17 protein-coding genes are annotated in these 16,827 nt (G+C 34.1%); all 17 read right to left on the reverse strand.

Going from position 1 to position 16,827, the window contains the following annotated elements; genetic code table 11:
* Position 1: 1 nt before the first annotated feature.
* Complete coding sequence (gene fliF, locus DWV06_RS14180; protein ID WP_115482847.1) at positions 2-1,606, reverse strand: flagellar basal-body MS-ring/collar protein FliF; 1,605 nt, start codon at positions 1,604-1,606, stop codon at positions 2-4.
* A 59-nt stretch (positions 1,607-1,665) separates the two neighbouring features.
* Positions 1,666-1,986: a flagellar hook-basal body complex protein FliE gene (gene fliE / locus DWV06_RS14185; protein WP_115482848.1), complete on the reverse strand. Its 321-nt coding sequence runs from the start codon at positions 1,984-1,986 to the stop codon at positions 1,666-1,668.
* A 13-nt stretch (positions 1,987-1,999) separates the two neighbouring features.
* Entirely contained in the window at positions 2,000-2,443 is a 444-nt protein-coding gene (gene flgC, locus DWV06_RS14190; protein WP_115482849.1) for a flagellar basal body rod protein FlgC, read from the reverse strand.
* Positions 2,444-2,469: 26 nt separating this feature from the next.
* Complete coding sequence (gene flgB, locus DWV06_RS14195) at positions 2,470-2,859, reverse strand: flagellar basal body rod protein FlgB (protein ID WP_115482850.1); 390 nt, start codon at positions 2,857-2,859, stop codon at positions 2,470-2,472.
* Between the two features lie 229 nt (positions 2,860-3,088).
* Positions 3,089-3,868 carry a GTP-sensing pleiotropic transcriptional regulator CodY gene (gene codY, locus DWV06_RS14200; RefSeq protein WP_115482851.1) on the reverse strand — a complete coding sequence of 260 codons (780 nt, stop codon included), beginning with the start codon at positions 3,866-3,868 and terminating at the stop codon, positions 3,089-3,091.
* A gap of 119 nt (positions 3,869-3,987) precedes the next feature.
* Positions 3,988-6,069: a type I DNA topoisomerase gene (gene topA / locus DWV06_RS14205; RefSeq protein WP_115483072.1), complete on the reverse strand. Its 2,082-nt coding sequence runs from the start codon at positions 6,067-6,069 to the stop codon at positions 3,988-3,990.
* A 72-nt stretch (positions 6,070-6,141) separates the two neighbouring features.
* On the reverse strand, positions 6,142-7,251 hold the full coding sequence (dprA, locus tag DWV06_RS14210) for a DNA-processing protein DprA (protein WP_115482852.1): 1,110 nt from the start codon (positions 7,249-7,251) through the stop codon (positions 6,142-6,144).
* Entirely contained in the window at positions 7,248-8,783 is a 1,536-nt protein-coding gene (locus tag DWV06_RS14215) for a YifB family Mg chelatase-like AAA ATPase (RefSeq protein ID WP_115482853.1), read from the reverse strand. Before DWV06_RS14215 ends, dprA begins: the two co-directional genes overlap by 4 nt.
* Positions 8,784-9,045: 262 nt before the next feature.
* Complete coding sequence (locus tag DWV06_RS14220) at positions 9,046-10,089, reverse strand: type IV pilus twitching motility protein PilT (protein WP_193726027.1); 1,044 nt, start codon at positions 10,087-10,089, stop codon at positions 9,046-9,048.
* A 38-nt stretch (positions 10,090-10,127) separates the two neighbouring features.
* Positions 10,128-10,748 (reverse strand): RNA polymerase sporulation sigma factor SigK, encoded by a 621-nt coding sequence (gene sigK / locus DWV06_RS14225; protein WP_115482854.1) that lies wholly within the window; start codon positions 10,746-10,748, stop codon positions 10,128-10,130.
* Positions 10,749-10,818: 70 nt separating this feature from the next.
* On the reverse strand, positions 10,819-11,997 hold the full coding sequence (locus DWV06_RS14230) for an aldo/keto reductase (RefSeq protein ID WP_115482855.1): 1,179 nt from the start codon (positions 11,995-11,997) through the stop codon (positions 10,819-10,821).
* A gap of 3 nt (positions 11,998-12,000) precedes the next feature.
* Complete coding sequence (locus tag DWV06_RS14235; protein ID WP_115482856.1) at positions 12,001-13,227, reverse strand: peptidase U32 family protein; 1,227 nt, start codon at positions 13,225-13,227, stop codon at positions 12,001-12,003.
* On the reverse strand, positions 13,227-13,877 hold the full coding sequence (locus DWV06_RS14240; protein WP_115482857.1) for an O-methyltransferase: 651 nt from the start codon (positions 13,875-13,877) through the stop codon (positions 13,227-13,229). The genes DWV06_RS14235 and DWV06_RS14240 overlap by 1 nt, the downstream gene beginning before the upstream one ends.
* Entirely contained in the window at positions 13,874-14,269 is a 396-nt protein-coding gene (locus DWV06_RS14245; protein WP_115482858.1) for an endolytic transglycosylase MltG, read from the reverse strand. Before DWV06_RS14245 ends, DWV06_RS14240 begins: the two co-directional genes overlap by 4 nt.
* A gap of 30 nt (positions 14,270-14,299) precedes the next feature.
* Complete coding sequence (locus DWV06_RS14250) at positions 14,300-14,635, reverse strand: YlbF family regulator (RefSeq protein ID WP_115482859.1); 336 nt, start codon at positions 14,633-14,635, stop codon at positions 14,300-14,302.
* 9 nt (positions 14,636-14,644) lie between these two features.
* Positions 14,645-16,309, reverse strand: a complete 1,665-nt coding sequence (locus DWV06_RS14255) for a ribonuclease J (RefSeq protein ID WP_115482860.1) — start codon at positions 16,307-16,309, stop codon at positions 14,645-14,647.
* A gap of 68 nt (positions 16,310-16,377) precedes the next feature.
* Positions 16,378-16,821 carry a Fur family transcriptional regulator gene (locus tag DWV06_RS14260; RefSeq protein WP_115482861.1) on the reverse strand — a complete coding sequence of 148 codons (444 nt, stop codon included), beginning with the start codon at positions 16,819-16,821 and terminating at the stop codon, positions 16,378-16,380.
* Positions 16,822-16,827: the final 6 nt, after the last annotated feature.

Here is a 16,827-nt window from a genome sequence, read left to right on the forward strand (position 1 = left end):
TTTAATCCCACTCCTCATTTAGCCAATTTCGAAGCAATTGTGCAACTGCCTCTGGATTTTCATCTACAAACTTCTCAATCATAATACGGACTTCTGATTTTTCATTAAATCCGATATCTTCTAACTCTTCATCCTGTGCTTCTTGTGTCGTTTCAAGTAAATTCTTAACAGAAAGTTCTGGTTCTAACACAGTTTCTTTTTCGCCTCTTGTACTCTTGAAAATGATAAATCCTAAAAATCCTAAAATCAATACACCAAGTAGAATTGGAGCATAATCCCAAATCGATTTTTTGCTTGTATCGCTTGCTTGGAAAAAAGGCACCTGATAAGCTACAATAGAAATATTATCCTCTGATATTCCTGTAGCTTTCGAAACTACCTGATAAAGTTCTTCATCTACGTCCACTTTCGTCTTTTCACTATTTGCCGCCTGAAACTCTGCAAAAGTCTGACCTTTTAATTCACCGGATTTTTTCAACTTATCTTCATCATAAACTTTATAGGTTGCTGCAACTACAGTAATAGATGATTCATCTGCTTTAATTGTACCGGTTGCAAATTTAGTATTTGTAATTTTTTCATTTGGTAAATAATCTTTTGTATTTTCTGTCGTAGTAGAAGTAGATGTTCCATTATTTTCCATTACATATGTTGTCTCGTCATTTGCATCTGTTCCAGGAGTCGCAGCCGCTCCCCCTTGAGATTCTTGTTCGTAATTACTTTCACTATCTAAATAACCTTGTGTATTTCCATCATTCACATAATACTGGTGATCCGTCTGTTCAATCACATCAAAATCTAAAGCGAGATTCAGACCTATTTCAACATTGTCATAAACATTTGCCCCAAGCATAACATCTTTGACCTGATTTTTTACCATACTTTCATACTTTGTTTGAACTGCAAGCTGATTACTTACTGAGCCTGCTGTAGAAGACTTATCTTCACCAGTAAATAAAACATTTCCATTTGAATCTAAAATCAATACATTATCCGTGTTATCATTTCCAACTGCTGTTGCTATGTATTTTGCCCAACCCTCTGCAGCTCCTTCTTTCACCTCACCATTTAATGAAACTAATACACTGGCATAGGTAGATTCCTTCTGAGATGCTAAAGTGCCATCATTCTCTGGAATTGATAACGTAACGGTTGCTTCATCAACTATATCAATTGATTTTAATTCACTGGCTACCTTCTCTTCTAAATATAACTGGTATTTTTTGGATTTATCTGATTCTGTTGTGCTAAAATTGCCATCAAATACAGAAGACAAATCATACTCCTGAGTAGGAATGTTATTAGAACCCAACAATAAAACTGCTGCCGATTCATCTTTTTCATTAACTTGAATGACCAATCCATCTTTTGAAGCAGTATAAGCAATTCCTTCTGACTCAAGAAGTTCTGTTATCTGAGAAGCTTCTTTTGTACTCTCTAAAGTCACTAAAGTTACCATCTTAGGCTGTGAAAGCACCCAATATAATATTCCCAATGCAATTGTGACACCAACTACTACGCTTATGATAATTATTCTTTGAACTGCTGTAAATTTATTCCACCAATTTATTATTTTTTGCTGTATACCCTTTATTCTTTCATTCATTCATGATACTCCTCTACCGTCTGTTTACGAAGACTAAAGTATTTTTATATTTCTATAACTTAAATTTGAATATTCATTATTTGATTATATGCTTCTAAAAACTTATCTCTTACCGTCACAGTATACTGTAAAGCAACATTTGCCTTTTCCTGTGCTACTGTTAAGTCATGTGTGTTCTCTGAATATCCCAAAGCATATTTAATTTCTTCCTGCTCTGCAACATTTTGCAAAGAATCCGTCTGGTTGACCATAGACATAGCTGATTTTAACACAGAATCAAAACTATCATTCTTTTCATTTCCCGATACGGTTTGACCTTGAAGAGCATCTGCTGCCTTTATATAACTTGAAGAAATATTATTAAGTGAAGAAATATCCATGTAATCTTACCTCCTATTTTGCCATTTCAAGACCTTTTACTGCCATCGATTTACTTGCTGAAAAAGCAGTGGCATTTGCCTCATATGAACGACTGGCATCAATTAAATCTGTCATTTCAGTTACTATATTAACATTGGGATAAGACACATATCCATTTTCATCTGCATCTGGGTGTGAAGGATCATATTTCATCACAAAATCGTTTTCTATGTCCTCAGACACCTCAGAAACTTTAACCCCGCTTCCTGAATAAGAACTATTAGCCTTTGCTAAAACACTACTAAATGAAGGGGTAGTACTTTTCTCCGCAAAAGAAACAATTTTCCGACGGTATGGAGTTCCATTTTCTGTTCTAGTTGTTGAAGCATTCGCAACATTCTGAGAGATAATATCTGTACGAAAGCGCTGTGCTGTCATACCCGATGAATTAATCCCAAATGATCGAAACATTCCCATTTTATTTCCTCCTTAAATTTATATAATTATTTTATAACCAATTTTAATCTACTGATTTCTTGTTTCATACTGTCAACCAAACCGTTATATTTTATCTGATTAGATGCTAACTCTACATTTTCTGTGTCTATGTCTACATTATTATCATCAATACGATACGAAAACCCTGCGGAATCTGTGTAAGTAGACACATCTAAATGTTTTAAATTTGAATTTAAAATTTTTTCATCTAAAGTAGAATATTTAGACTTCTTTAATTCAACTTCTAATGCACTTTCAAAATCTACATCCTGTCTTTTATAACCAGGTGTATCCACATTCGCAATATTATTACTAATAGCTTCATTTCTAAGCCAACTTGCATCAGCCGCTTTATTTAATACATTTAGATAATTAAATACATTTGAATTAATCATATGCAACACCCTCCTGACTCTATTATATATAAAATTACAAAAAAGACAAGCAATTTTTCGTTTTTTTTACACGATGTAGTACTTTTTTTCTATTTTTTTACATGATATAGTACTATTCCCTTTAATATCTACACAATATAATACACTTTTTTTTATTTATAGACAAGAAAAAGGATTTACAAAAAAATTGTAAATCCTTCCTGTTTTAATATATACATTCCAATAATGTTTAGCGTTTTTGATTTTTCATTGATTCTAGTTCTTCGAAAACAACATCATTTAAAACTTTAATATATGTTCCTTTCATACCGGAAGATCTAGATTCTATTACTCCTGCACTTTCAAATTTACGAAGTGCATTAACAATGACTGACCTGGTTATTCCTACTCTATCCGCAATCTTACTTGCAACAAGAATTCCTTCCTTGCCATCCATTTCTTCGAAAATATGTGTAATTGCTTCCAATTCTGAAAATGATAATGTACTGATGGCTGATTTTACTATCTGTACTTTTCTAGTTTCTTCTGCATTTTCCTCGTTTACAGAGCGCATCATTTCAAGTCCCACCACAGTAGTTCCATACTCACTTAAAATGATATCATCAATTTCATACTCCATATCACTTTTGTAAATAAATAATGTGCCTAATCTCTCTCCCGCAATATCGATTGGCGTAATAATCGCATGATATCTTTTCACATCATTCGATACAAATCCTAATGTTTGTAGATTTACATTTTCTTTTGTAGAAAGGACTCCCAATAACCTTTCATTCAAAATCGGATCAATGTAACCACCTACTTGATCTGCAATCAACTCCTCAATTTCATCCACTGCGTTGCTTAGACTTACACCCAACACTTTGCCTTTTTTACTAATAACTAGAATATTTGAACTCAATATTTCAGTTAATATTTGACATATGTCATTAAATACTACTTTAGACGTATTGTTGTTGTGCAAAAGTTTGTTAATTTTTCTGGTTTTATCCAGCAATTGAACACTCATTCTTTACCCTCCATTCAATTTTCTAAACATTTGTCATGCACCTATAATTTTATCACACAAATTTCGCAAAAACAAGTATAAATATCCAAAAATATAATAATTTACATTTTTTTCACATTTTATTTATCTTTTTGCTCTTTTATGTTTCTCAAATAACCACATGTCTCATTTGCGCATACCAACTTGTTCCCCTTTTCAAGCATATAGCTGCCACATTCCGGACACTTTTCTTCGGAAGGTTTCTGCCATGACATAAAGTCACACTCCGGATTATCTTCACATCCATAATACTTCCTTCCCTTTTTTGTTTTACGCAGAACAACATCTTTTCCACATTTAGGACATTTTACACCAATTTTCTCTAAATAAGGTTTCGTATTTTTGCATTCTGGAAATCCCGGACAAGCTAAAAATCTACCATGAGGGCCATATTTTATTACCATATTTCGACCACACATATCACAAATAACATCCGTAACTTCATCCTGAATTTCAATTTTTTCTAACTCTTGTTCTGCAATTTGTACTGCTTCATCTAAATCAGGATAAAAATTTCGTACAACTGTCTTCCAATTGACGACTCCCTCTCCCACTTTATCTAATAATGCTTCCAAATTTGCTGTAAAATTCACATCCACAATACTTGGAAACGCTTCTTTCATAATAAAATTAACTATTTCACCTAATTCTGTCACATATAAATTCTTATTTTCTTTCGCAACATACCTTCTTGCTATAATAGTTGAAATTGTTGGAGCGTACGTACTTGGACGACCAATCCCCAACTCTTCCAATGCTTTTACCAATGCTGCCTCAGTAAAATGGGGCGGTGGCTGCGTAAAATGTTGTTTATAATCGAATTCTCCAAAATCTAATTGAGTTTCTTTGTTTATATCTTTTAATAATATATTATTTTCTTTTGTTTCATCATCTTCTTGTACATAAACAGACATAAACCCTTGAAATGCCAATTTGGATGCTGAAACTCTGAATTGATATTCAGAAGCTGAAATCTTAACTGATGTAGTTTCATATTTTGCATAGCTCATTCGACTTGCTGTGAAACGTTTCCATATTAATTGATACAACCGAAATTGATCTCTTGATAAAGACTCCTTCATCTTTTCCGGGGTTCTTTCTATATCTGTTGGTCTGATCGCCTCATGGGCATCCTGTATTTTACTTTTATTTTTTGAATTTGTTGTAGCCTGAATTACATATTCTTCTCCATAATGTTCTTTAATATAATCTCTGGCAAGTCCATCTGCTTCTTCAGAAATACGAGTTGAATCTGTACGCAGATATGTAATCAAACCTATCATTCCACTTCCTTTTATTTCAATTCCTTCATAAAGCTGTTGGGCTATCCGCATAGTCTTTTGTGTGGAAAAATTCAAAGTTTTTGCTGCTTCCTGCTGCAATGTACTTGTAATAAATGGGACAGGTGATTTTTTTATACGTTCTCCCTTTTTCACATCTTCAACAGAATATTGTGCATTTTCTAATTTAGTAAGAATAACATTTAATTCTTCTTCCGATTTTATCGCTATTTTTTCATTACGATTCCCATAAAACTTTGCCTGAAGTGGTTTTTTCTCACCTTCTACGTTCAAAAAAACATCCAATGTCCAGTATTCTTCCGGAATAAATGCATTAATTTCTTCTTCTCTATCACAAATAATTCTTAATGCTACCGATTGCACTCTACCTGCACTTAATCCTCTTTTTACTTTTGCCCATAGCAATGGACTAATACGGTAACCTACCATTCTATCTAACATTCTTCTTGTTTGTTGTGCATCTACCAGATCCATATCGATTTCTCTTGCATCTTTTATGGATTCTTTGACCGCTTTTTTAGTAATTTCATTGAAACTGATTCGATACATTTTATCTTCATCTAATTTAAGAGATTTCGATAAATGCCATGAAATTGCTTCTCCTTCACGGTCAGGGTCAGTTGCAAGATATACTTTATCCGCTTTCTTAGCTTCTTTTCTAAGTCTTGCTAAGACATCCCCTTTTCCTCTGATTGTAATATACTTTGGTTCAAAATCGTGCTCTACATCTATTCCCATTTGGCTTTTTGGCAAGTCTCTCACATGACCATTTGATGCTACTACTTCATAATTCTTTCCCAAGAATTTTTTAATTGTTTTAACCTTAGCTGGTGATTCCACGATTACTAGATACTTCGCCATATTTCCTACGCCTCCGCAATTTTTTAATAAAACCTGTCTATTTATCCTCATATATTAAATGAGTGTATCTATCTATCCTTCTTTTATACTCGTTCGGACATAATAATTCCTTGCTGGTTCATAAATCAATCCCATCATCTGTAATGTTACAATTATATTAGTAAGTTCAGGAATCGACAGGTTTACTTCCTGAATTATAGTTTCTATACTTTTCGGCTCTAAACTTAGACAACTATACACTATTAATTGTTTTTTTTCAAGTGCTAAGTTGGTATTTAATTGATTTTTTATGTTTTCTAAACATTTTTTTTCACTTTTTACACCAAAAACGTCCAATATATCTTGAAATGATGTCACAATACCAGCCCCTTGCTTTATCAATTCATTGCACCCCTGACTCAGTGCATCATTAATTCTTCCAGGTACTACAAAAACATCTTTTCCCTGTTCCAATGCATATTCTACTGTAATAAATGTGCCACTTTTTACTTTGGCTTCAATAATTAAAAGAACATCTGCAAGACCGCTGATCAATCTGTTCCTGTATGGAAATAAATTGGCTCTCGGCTGTGTTCCTATCGGATATTCAGACAAGAGACCACCTTTTTTTTGAATCTGCATATACAATTCTATATTCTCTCTGGGATAACAAATATCAACCCCACATCCAAGTACTCCAAAGGATTCTCCTCCTGCTTCTACTGCACTCATTTGACCAATTCCATCAATCCCTCTTGCTAATCCACTAATAATTTGTATTCCATATTGTGCAAATTCTTCCCCAAATTTTCTAGCAACTTCTCTCCCATAAGGACTACATCTTCTTGCCCCTATTATAGCAACACTAGGCTTTATTTCAGATGGCAGTCTCCCTTTTATATATAATCCGAACGGTGCATCGACTAAATTTCGGAGTTTATCAGGATACTCTTCCTCTAATTCACATACAAATGCAACTCCCTTCTTCTGCATATTTTCAAACTGCTCTTTTATCTGGTAATCATTTTGGGCCTCCAATATCATTTGTATATTTTTAACAGTTAAAAATTCAAATTCTTTAAGTTGTTTTTTTGAAAGATTATAAACAGTTTTTGCATCTTTTGTATATTTTAGTATCTCTTGAATTTTTTTATTCCCTATTCCCGGAATATTAGCGAGCCAATAATTGTAAAATATATTCATCTTCCCCAATACCTCTTATCCAATGTTCGATAACAAATTGCTTCATTCAAATGTATGCTCTTTATTTGTTCACATTCTTCTAAATCAGCAATCGTTCTGGCTACTTTCAAAATTTTATGATAAGCTCTTATACTAAGTTTAAATTGATTAAAAACCTTCTCCATTAATGCAGTTTCTTCTTTTTCCAAAAAACAGTATGTTTCAATTAATTTGGCTGACAATTCACCATTTGTCTCAAATCCCAAACCTTTATATCGTTCCTGTTGAATAGCGCGTGCACGTTTCACACGATGTGCTATTATAATAGAAGATTCTCCTTTTTTTTGATTGTATATTTCACCATAATTCATTTGGGAAACCTCTACCGTAATGTCCATTCGATCCAATAATGGCTGACTTATCTTTCCCAAATATTTAGAAATATCTCGAGCAGAACAAGTACATCGATTCATGTCGGGATAATAACCGCAATTACATGGATTCATAGCTGCAACAAACAAAAATTTAGCTGGAAAATTATAACTTCCATACAATCTGGAAATTTTTATTTGACGTTCTTCAAGAGGCTGTCTCAATATCTCTAACGAATTTCTTGAAAATTCAGGTAATTCATCCAAAAACAATACTCCGCATTGTGCCAGACTTATCTCACCCGGCATCGGAAAACGCCCTCCACCAGCCAACGCTTGCGGAGTTACTGTATGATGCGGCGCTCGAAACGGTCTTTGTGTTACAAGAGAATCCTTTTCTGACAACAAACCTGCAACGCTATAAATTTTCGAAACCTCCAAACATTCTTCCAAATTCATTGGCGGAAGAATAGACCGAATCCTCCTGGCCAGCATCGTCTTACCTGTACCTGCCGGTCCAATCATCAACAGATTATGAAAACCTGCTGCAGCAACTTCAATGGCACGTTTTACTCTTTCCTGCCCACAAACTTCAGAAAAATCTTCTTGATAGTCAGAACTTTTTAACAATTCGGTCAAATCTGAACTTTTTTCCACATATTGTATCGGTTCTTTCTTAAACAAAAAACTTACTGCCTGTTCAAAATTGTTTACCCCAATCACTTGAATTCCATGTATTGTACAAGCTTCTTTTTCATTCTCTTTCGGAACAAAACATCTTTTAATTCCATGCTTCTTTGCCATGATTACAATAGGGAGCATTCCTCGAATCGCATATATTCTCCCATCCAGGCCCAATTCCCCAATAAACAACGTATCTTTCAATTGTTCTTTTCTAATCAACTCAAAACCTGAAAGAACGCCTATCGCAATAGGAAAATCAAAAGCTGTCCCTCCTTTTCTTACATTTGCAGGTGATAGATTAACTGTTATTCTTTTAGGGCTCAGCATATATCCACTATTTCGTAATGCCGTTTTCACTCTTTCTTTCGCCTCTTTCACTTCTGAGCTTAAATAACCTACCATTTCAAAGATAGGCAAACCATTACTTACATCAACTTCAACCAGTACTTGATAGCTCTCTATACCACAGATACCACCTGATAGTACCCTACTAAACATGAATCCACTCCTTTTCTATATAATCGAATTAGGCACATTATCCTAATATTAAGTTTTGTTTCTATGGGAAAATAAAAGAAATTTAGAATAATTTCTTTACGGAAGTTGAAACTTCCAATGAATACTATCAGATTAACATACTTAATCCTCTTTTTCAAGAGCTTTATACAAAAATTAACATATATTACCATTAAAATCCTCTTGTTAACAATATAAAAACATCTTACCACAACTGATAAGATGTCTTTATTATAAATTAAATCTAACTATTTTCAAATCCATCAAAGGAATAATTAATTGCTGACTCTCTACTAATTGCCCCTTCCATATAGAGCTGATGCAATGCCTTATCCATAGTAATCATAGAACTATATTTATCATTCTTGATAATATCGTAGATCTGTGCAATTTTATCCCTGCGTATCAAATCTTTAATTTCATCAGAGGCAAACATTACTTCAAATGCAGCTACTCTTCCGTCTCCTTTTACACGGGGGACCAATTGCTGAGAAATAACCGCCTCTAAAACATTCGCAAGCTGTAGACGCATTTGCTTCTTTTGTTCGGATGGGAAGATTTCTATTAACCGTTCTATTGTTTTAACAACACCTACCGTGTGCAGGGTAGCAAACACCAAATATCCATTCTCTGCAGCTGTTACTGCGGTAGAGATCGTATCACTGTCTTTTAATTCCCCTACGCAGATAACATCTGGGTCTTCACGCAAAGCTTCATGTATTGCATTGGCAAATGTATAGGTATCTAATCCAATTTCCCTTTGATGAACAATTGAATTTTCATGATTATGCAAATATTCAATAGGATCTTCCAACGTAATAATATGTGCACTCCGGTTCATATTCATTTTATGGATGAATGAGGCCAGCGTAGTTGTCGTCCCAGAACCCGCAGGACCACTGATCAAAACAAGACCACTTTTCTTTTTATACAAATCTACAACTTCATCAGGAATCCCCATTGATTCTAATTCCGGTATCATGTTATCCACAAGGCGCAACACAATAGCAACAGAACCTCTCTGCTTGAAAGCATTGATCCGATATCTACCCTGTTTGGATATAGAATAAGCGAAATCGACCTCACCATATAATTCAAATCTTTTTAACTGGTCTTTTTCCATCATACTTTCCAATAGTTCAAAAGTTTCTGCCGGTTCAAAGCTATCAAAATCCATACTGACAAGTTCTCCGCTAATCCTCATTCTAGGAGGAATACCTACAGTAATATGGACATCTGAAGCACCATTTGCCTTTGCAATCTCTAAAAGTTCTTGAATCTTAATCATTTCGTTTCCTCTTTTCTAAGTACAAATTATCTTTCGAATTATTCGAATCCTTTTTTCATTTTCTGTAAAGCACTTTTTTCAATCCTTGAAACGTAAGAACGGCTAATTCCGAGCCTTTTGGCTATCTCTCTCTGCGTAAGTTCTTCTTTTTGGTACAAACCGTAACGCATTTTTATCACTTCTTTTTCTCGCTCTTTTAAGTATTTCTCCATACTCTCATATAGTTTTTTCGTATCCTCTTTTAAAGTTAACTGATCTGTCACACTTGCTGTTTCATTCTCAATAATATCCAACAAATGTATTTCATTTCCTTCTTTATCCGTTCCAATAGGTTCATACAAGGAAACTTCTTTCGAACTTTTTTTCTTCTGCCTAAACATCATCAGTAATTCATTATCTATACACCGTGATGCATATGTCCCCAGCCGGTTTCCTTTATCCATATCAAAAGTTGCAACTGCTTTTATCAAACCTATGGTCCCTATCGAGATTAAATCTTCCACATCTTCTTCAACATATTGGTACTTTTTTACTACATGAGCCACTAATCTTAAATTCCGCTCAATCAGAATATGTTTTGCCTCAAGATCACCCTCTTTATATTTTTTCAGATAATAAGATTCCTCTTTCGCAGTTAGGGGTTTGGGAAAAGTTTTCAAAAAAAGCACCTCAAAGACCATTTTTACATTTTATGTGAGAACTAGCTTGAAAGTGCCTTTCCATATTAACTTAATATTTCATACGTAATTTCATTATTGTTTTTGCTATTTTATACATCGGTGTTTCTAAGTTTTTTTTGACATTTTTCAATTCTTTCCGAATCGAAATCCCCTGTGGACAGTTTTTTTCACACTTTCCACACTGAATGCATTTCGAAGCATTCGATGGATTTATTTTTAACGTAGTACACAATATATATTCTTTCAGAGCCTTATAAGCTCCATCCATATATTTTGTATTATAACACCTGAAACATACGGGTATGTCGACTCCTTGCGGACATGGCATACAATAACCACATCCTGTACACCCTACCTTTTCTACCTTTTTTATTTCCTTTATCACCTGCTCAAACATTTCATATTGTTTTGCAGTCAGTTCACCTGCCTGAGTTTCTGAAGCAATTCTTACATTCTCATTGACCTGCTCCAGAGTATTCATACCTGACAATACAACGGTTACCTCCGGTTGATTCCATAACCATCTTAACCCCCATTCAGCTGGTGTTTTTGATTTATCTTCCTTCTTGAAATAATTCACTGCCTGTTCTGGCAATCCAAATACCAATTTACCGCCTCTTAAAGGTTCCATAATAATTACCGGAAGACCTTTTAAAGATGCATATTTTAAACCTTCCACTCCTGCTTGTGCATGTTCGTCTAAATAATTATATTGTATCTGACAAAAATCCCAGTCATAAACATCGATCACCTGAATAAATCCTTCTTTTCCTCCATGATAAGAAAAACCAATATTTTTAATTTGTCCATTCTCTTTTTTATCTTGAATCCATTTTTCAATCCCAAGTTCTTTCAGCCTATTAAAGGAAGTTAGATCTGTTATCATATGCATTAAATAATAATCTATATAATCTGTTTGGAGCCGCTCCAACTCTTCGCTAAAAAAGCGGTCAAAATCTTCATATGACTTACATAAATAATGTGGAAGTTTCGTCGCTATGAAAACATCTTTTCTATATCCTTTCGCTAAAAATTTCCCCAGAGCGACTTCACTGCCCCCATATGTATAAGCAGTGTCAAAATAATTTACGCCATTTTGCAAAGCATAAAGCATTTCTTTTTCTGCCTTTTCTTGATCAATATTATTTCCTTTTTTGGTAAATCTGAGACATCCATATCCTAAAATTGACAGTTTGTCTCCATTTTTGGAATTTTCTCTATAATTCATTTCTCACTCTTCTTTTCGTCTTAAAATATCAAATTTATCAAGCTCCATACCCAAATCGACAAATAGTACTTGTTTTGGATGAGGTGCAGAATCCATTTGATTTCCATCCTCATCAAATATTGACTTTACTTGTGTAATTATATTGTCTCCATTTGGCTTCATCACTTCAATTTCTTCACCAACACAAAATTTATTTCTTTGTTCGATCTGGTATCTGCCAGACTCCTCCCTATCTCCAATTATGCCCAAATAAGTATACTCTTTTACATAAGTATTATTATCATAAATCTGTGTATTTTCATCCGGTTTTCCATAAAAAAAGCCGGTTGTAAACTGTCTATAAGTACAATTTGATATCTGATCCAAGTACCAAGGCATATGTTGCTTATAAAGCATAGGATCTTCTAAAAAATCATCAATCGCTTTACGATAGGTTCTCGCTACAGTAGCAACGTATAACGCAGTTTTCATTCTTCCTTCTATTTTTAAACTGTCCACTCCTGCATCTATTAAATCCGGAATATGTTCAATCATACACAGATCCTTCGAATTAAAAATATAAGTTCCTCGTTCATTCTCATAAACAGGCATATATTCTCCCGGTCTTGTTTCTTCCACGATAGAATACTTCCAACGACAGGGATGGGTGCAGGCTCCCTTATTCGCATCTCTTCCCGTAAAATAATTACTCAGAAGACAACGTCCCGAATATGATATACACATGGCTCCATGTACAAAAGTCTCAATCTCCAAATCATTTGGAATATTATTACGTATTTTTTTAATTTCGTCAATTGATAGTTCTCTTGCCGAAACTACCCTTTTAGCACCTTGTTGATACCAAAACTGATATGTTCCATAATTTGTATTATTCGCTTGTGTACTAATATGAATCTCAATTTCCGGACAAATCTCTCTGGCAATCATAAATATGCCTGGATCAGATATAATTAATGCATCCGGTTTCACTACCTTTAATTCCTTAAAATAACCCCTGACCTCTTCCAAATCTTCATTGTGTGCCAGAATATTCGCAGTAACAAAAACTCTGACTTGATATTTATGGGCAAATTCTATCCCTTCCTTGATTTCCTTCATTGAAAAATTTTTAGCCTTTGCTCTTAAACCAAAAGCTTCACCGCCAATATAAACAGCATCAGCGCCAAAAATAACTGCTACCTTTAATACCTCAAGACTACTGGCTGGAATTAATAATTCTGGTTTTCTCATTATTCTTCTCTCACTTTCGTACTAATTGTAACCCCGTCTCCTATCGGTAATATTGTCGTTACGAGTTGCTCATTATGAGTTAATTCATATAAATAATCCCTCATTCTGCTATGAATCGTACGATTTCTTCGTGTAACGGCATAACGAGACTGAATGACATCTCCATCCTGCATTACATTATCAGAGACTAAAACACCGGAAGGAGCCAATAGACGCATAATGTCTGGAAAGAAATTTAAATACTGTCCTTTTGCCGCATCCATAAAAATAAAATCAAATGATCCATTCAAATTTTGTAAAATCTCTATTGCATCACCTTCTAAAAGGATAATATCATTTTCTTTTTCCGCCCTTTTAAAATTCTCTTTTGCGACTGGAATTCTCTTTTCATATTTTTCAATTGTAGTCACCTTACATCCGACCGGACTATATTCACTCATTAAAATAGTCGAGAAACCAATTGCTGTTCCGACTTCCAAAATATTCATTGGCTGCTTCAACGCAAGCAAAACTTTCAGAAGGCTTTGTGTTTCTTTTCTAATTATAGGCACATATGTATCCAGTGCCTCGTTCTCGATCTGATTTAATAACTCAGTATTTCCTTGATCTAATGAATTCATATAAGTTATAAACCGCTGTTCTACAATCACCTTTTAATCTCCTCATCCAGAGTTTCTTCCACTATTCCAGTCAAAATCTTCATAATTTCTTTATTCGTCATAGAGTTTGTTAATGTATAAGTCCCGGATTTTAATTTATTTTCATACCTGTGCAGTCGTACCTGAAACATAAATAAAGCAGAGTCCCTAATTACATTTTCCTTTTCCAATTTCGCTGTAATATCTTTTAAAGACATTCCTGGTTTTATTTCCACCTGGATTTCCTTACCAGGTGGATTTGCAACAGGTTCCTCATTGAATACTCGATACCCAAACAGATAAGAATCAGCACAGTATTTATATACCAAAAAAACAACAAATATAGCTAATAATATTTTAATCAATACTCGTGCTGTATGATAAAACGTTCTTTTCGTATTCACAAAAAACCTCCTCTCCCCTTAGACCAGTTTTTATTCTACAAATTCTAAGTCAATTTCTAACGGTTCTATAATTGTACAGTTTATTTCCCTAATTATATTACATAATTCTAATTCTGCCTTTAAGTAATCTCCGATAATTCTATCTTGAAGACAGCTAGCAAATTCTTGCTCTAAATCATCCATCTCATCAAATAGCTCTAAATCACTAGTTTGCAATCGAAAATTTTTTGCCCGGAAATCATTTGCAATCATAACTTTATCCGGATAATTTTCTATTTCCTTCTTTGCCTCAATAAAATGAATATATTCTTCCGTTTTTTGTATTTCTTTAACCAAATTATCTAAAATTTGACGAATTTGATTCATACTTACCGCCTACACTTCCATTATTATCGGCAAAATCATAGGACGTCTTTTGGTCTTTTTCCATATGAATTCACTCAAAGAATCTTTAACAGTACCCTTGATCCTTCCCCAATCGGATACCCCTTGTTCTAAACATCTGTCTAAAGAAGATTCTAATACATTTTTTGCTTCTTCCATTAATCCTTCCGCTTCTCTTACATATACAAAACCTCTAGATACAATATCCGGCCCTGCTAATACCTGATTGCTTCCTCTTTCTAATGTAAGAACAACAATCATGATTCCATCTTCTGCTAAATGTTGACGGTCACGTAATACAATATTTCCAACATCTCCAACACCTAAACCATCTACTAAAATTGCTCCATTTTTGACTTTACCTGTAACTTTCGCCTGATTCTCATCTAATTCAAATACATCTCCGGATGCTAAAATGAAAACATTTTCTTTCTCAATTCCAAGATCTTCGACCACCCTTTTTTGAGCGATTCTATGCTTATATTCACCATGAATTGGAATAGAGTATTTCGGTCGCACCAAAGAATATATCAATTTAATTTCTTCTCGGCAGGCATGCCCTGAAACATGAGCATCTTGAAATATTACCTCTGCTCCCTTCATAGATAATTCGTTAATCACCTTGGAAACTGCTTTTTCATTTCCCGGAATAGGATTTGAACTAAATATAACGGTGTCTCCCGGCTTAATTGACACCTTTTTGTGTATATCCAAGGCCATTCTAGATAATGCAGCCATGGACTCGCCCTGACTTCCCGTTGTTATTAAAACTGTTTTTTCATCCGGATAATTTTTTAGCTGCTCAATATCAATTAATGTTTTATCCGGGATTTGGATATATCCTAATTCAGTAGCAATATTGATAATATTTACCATACTTCTTCCCTCGACTACTACCTTCCTGTCGAAGCGATACGCAGAATTTATAATTTGCTGTACACGATCCACATTAGAAGCAAATGTCGCAATAATAATCCTGGTATTTTTATGTTCTGCAAATATATTATCAAAAGCTTTCCCTACCGTTTTTTCTGACATAGTGAATCCTGGTCTCTCAGCATTGGTACTATCACACATTAATGCCAATACTCCTTTTTTCCCAATCTCTCCAAAACGTTGTAAATCAATTGCATCTCCAAATACAGGTGTATAATCCACCTTAAAATCTCCTGTATGAACTACGATACCTACCGGTGAATAAATTGCCAAAGCAGAAGCATCTGCAATACTATGATTTGTTTTTATGAATTCAATTCTAAAACACCCTAAATTAATAGATTGTCCATGTTTCACTACTTTTCTTTTAATCTGCTTTAAGATATTATGTTCTTTCAATTTATGATCAATAATTCCTATTGTTAATTTAGTTGCGTAGATCGGTGCCGGTAATTCTTTTAAAACATAAGGCAGGGCACCAATATGATCCTCATGCCCATGTGTAATAATAAAGCCTTTTACTTTATCTCTATTTTCTTTCAAATACGTAATATCCGGAATCACCAAATCAATACCTAACATATCGTCTTCCGGAAATGACAGACCGCAGTCCACCACAATAATACTGTCTTCATATTCAAAGGCAGTAATGTTCATTCCAATTTGTTCAAGTCCTCCTAATGGAATGATTTTCAATTTTGAGTTGTTTGCTTTTTTCAAAATATACCTCCTTAAATTTTGTCAACAAGTCTAAATTCCTTGTTGCTTATGTATTTTCCGCACATATTTTACAAACAATCTTTACAGTAACCATAGAATTTCACATCATGATCTACTACTCGAAATGACGTTTTCTCTTCAATTTTCTCTTCGAGTTTCTCAAGCAAATCGTCTTCGAAAGATACTACTTTTCCACAAGAAAGACACACTAAATGATGATGGTGATGTTTTTTACCACCTTCATCATTATGCCCAAATTCATAACGTACGTATCCATCTCCCAACTGAACGCTGTCAATTAGTTTCAATTCTAATAGTAACTGAATTGTTCTATAAACTGTTGCTAAACCTATTTCAGGATAATCTATTTTAACTAGCTCATAGATCTCCTCCGCGGTCAAATGTTTGTCATCACAATCAGACAACACTTTTAAAATTGAAATTCTCTGTGTCGTCACCTTTAAACCTTTTTCTCTTAAAATTTGTTTAAATTTATCTTGATCCACTGACATACAATC

Source organism: Anaerosacchariphilus polymeriproducens, assembly GCF_003363435.1.
GTDB lineage: Bacteria > Bacillota > Clostridia > Lachnospirales > Lachnospiraceae > Anaerosacchariphilus > Anaerosacchariphilus polymeriproducens.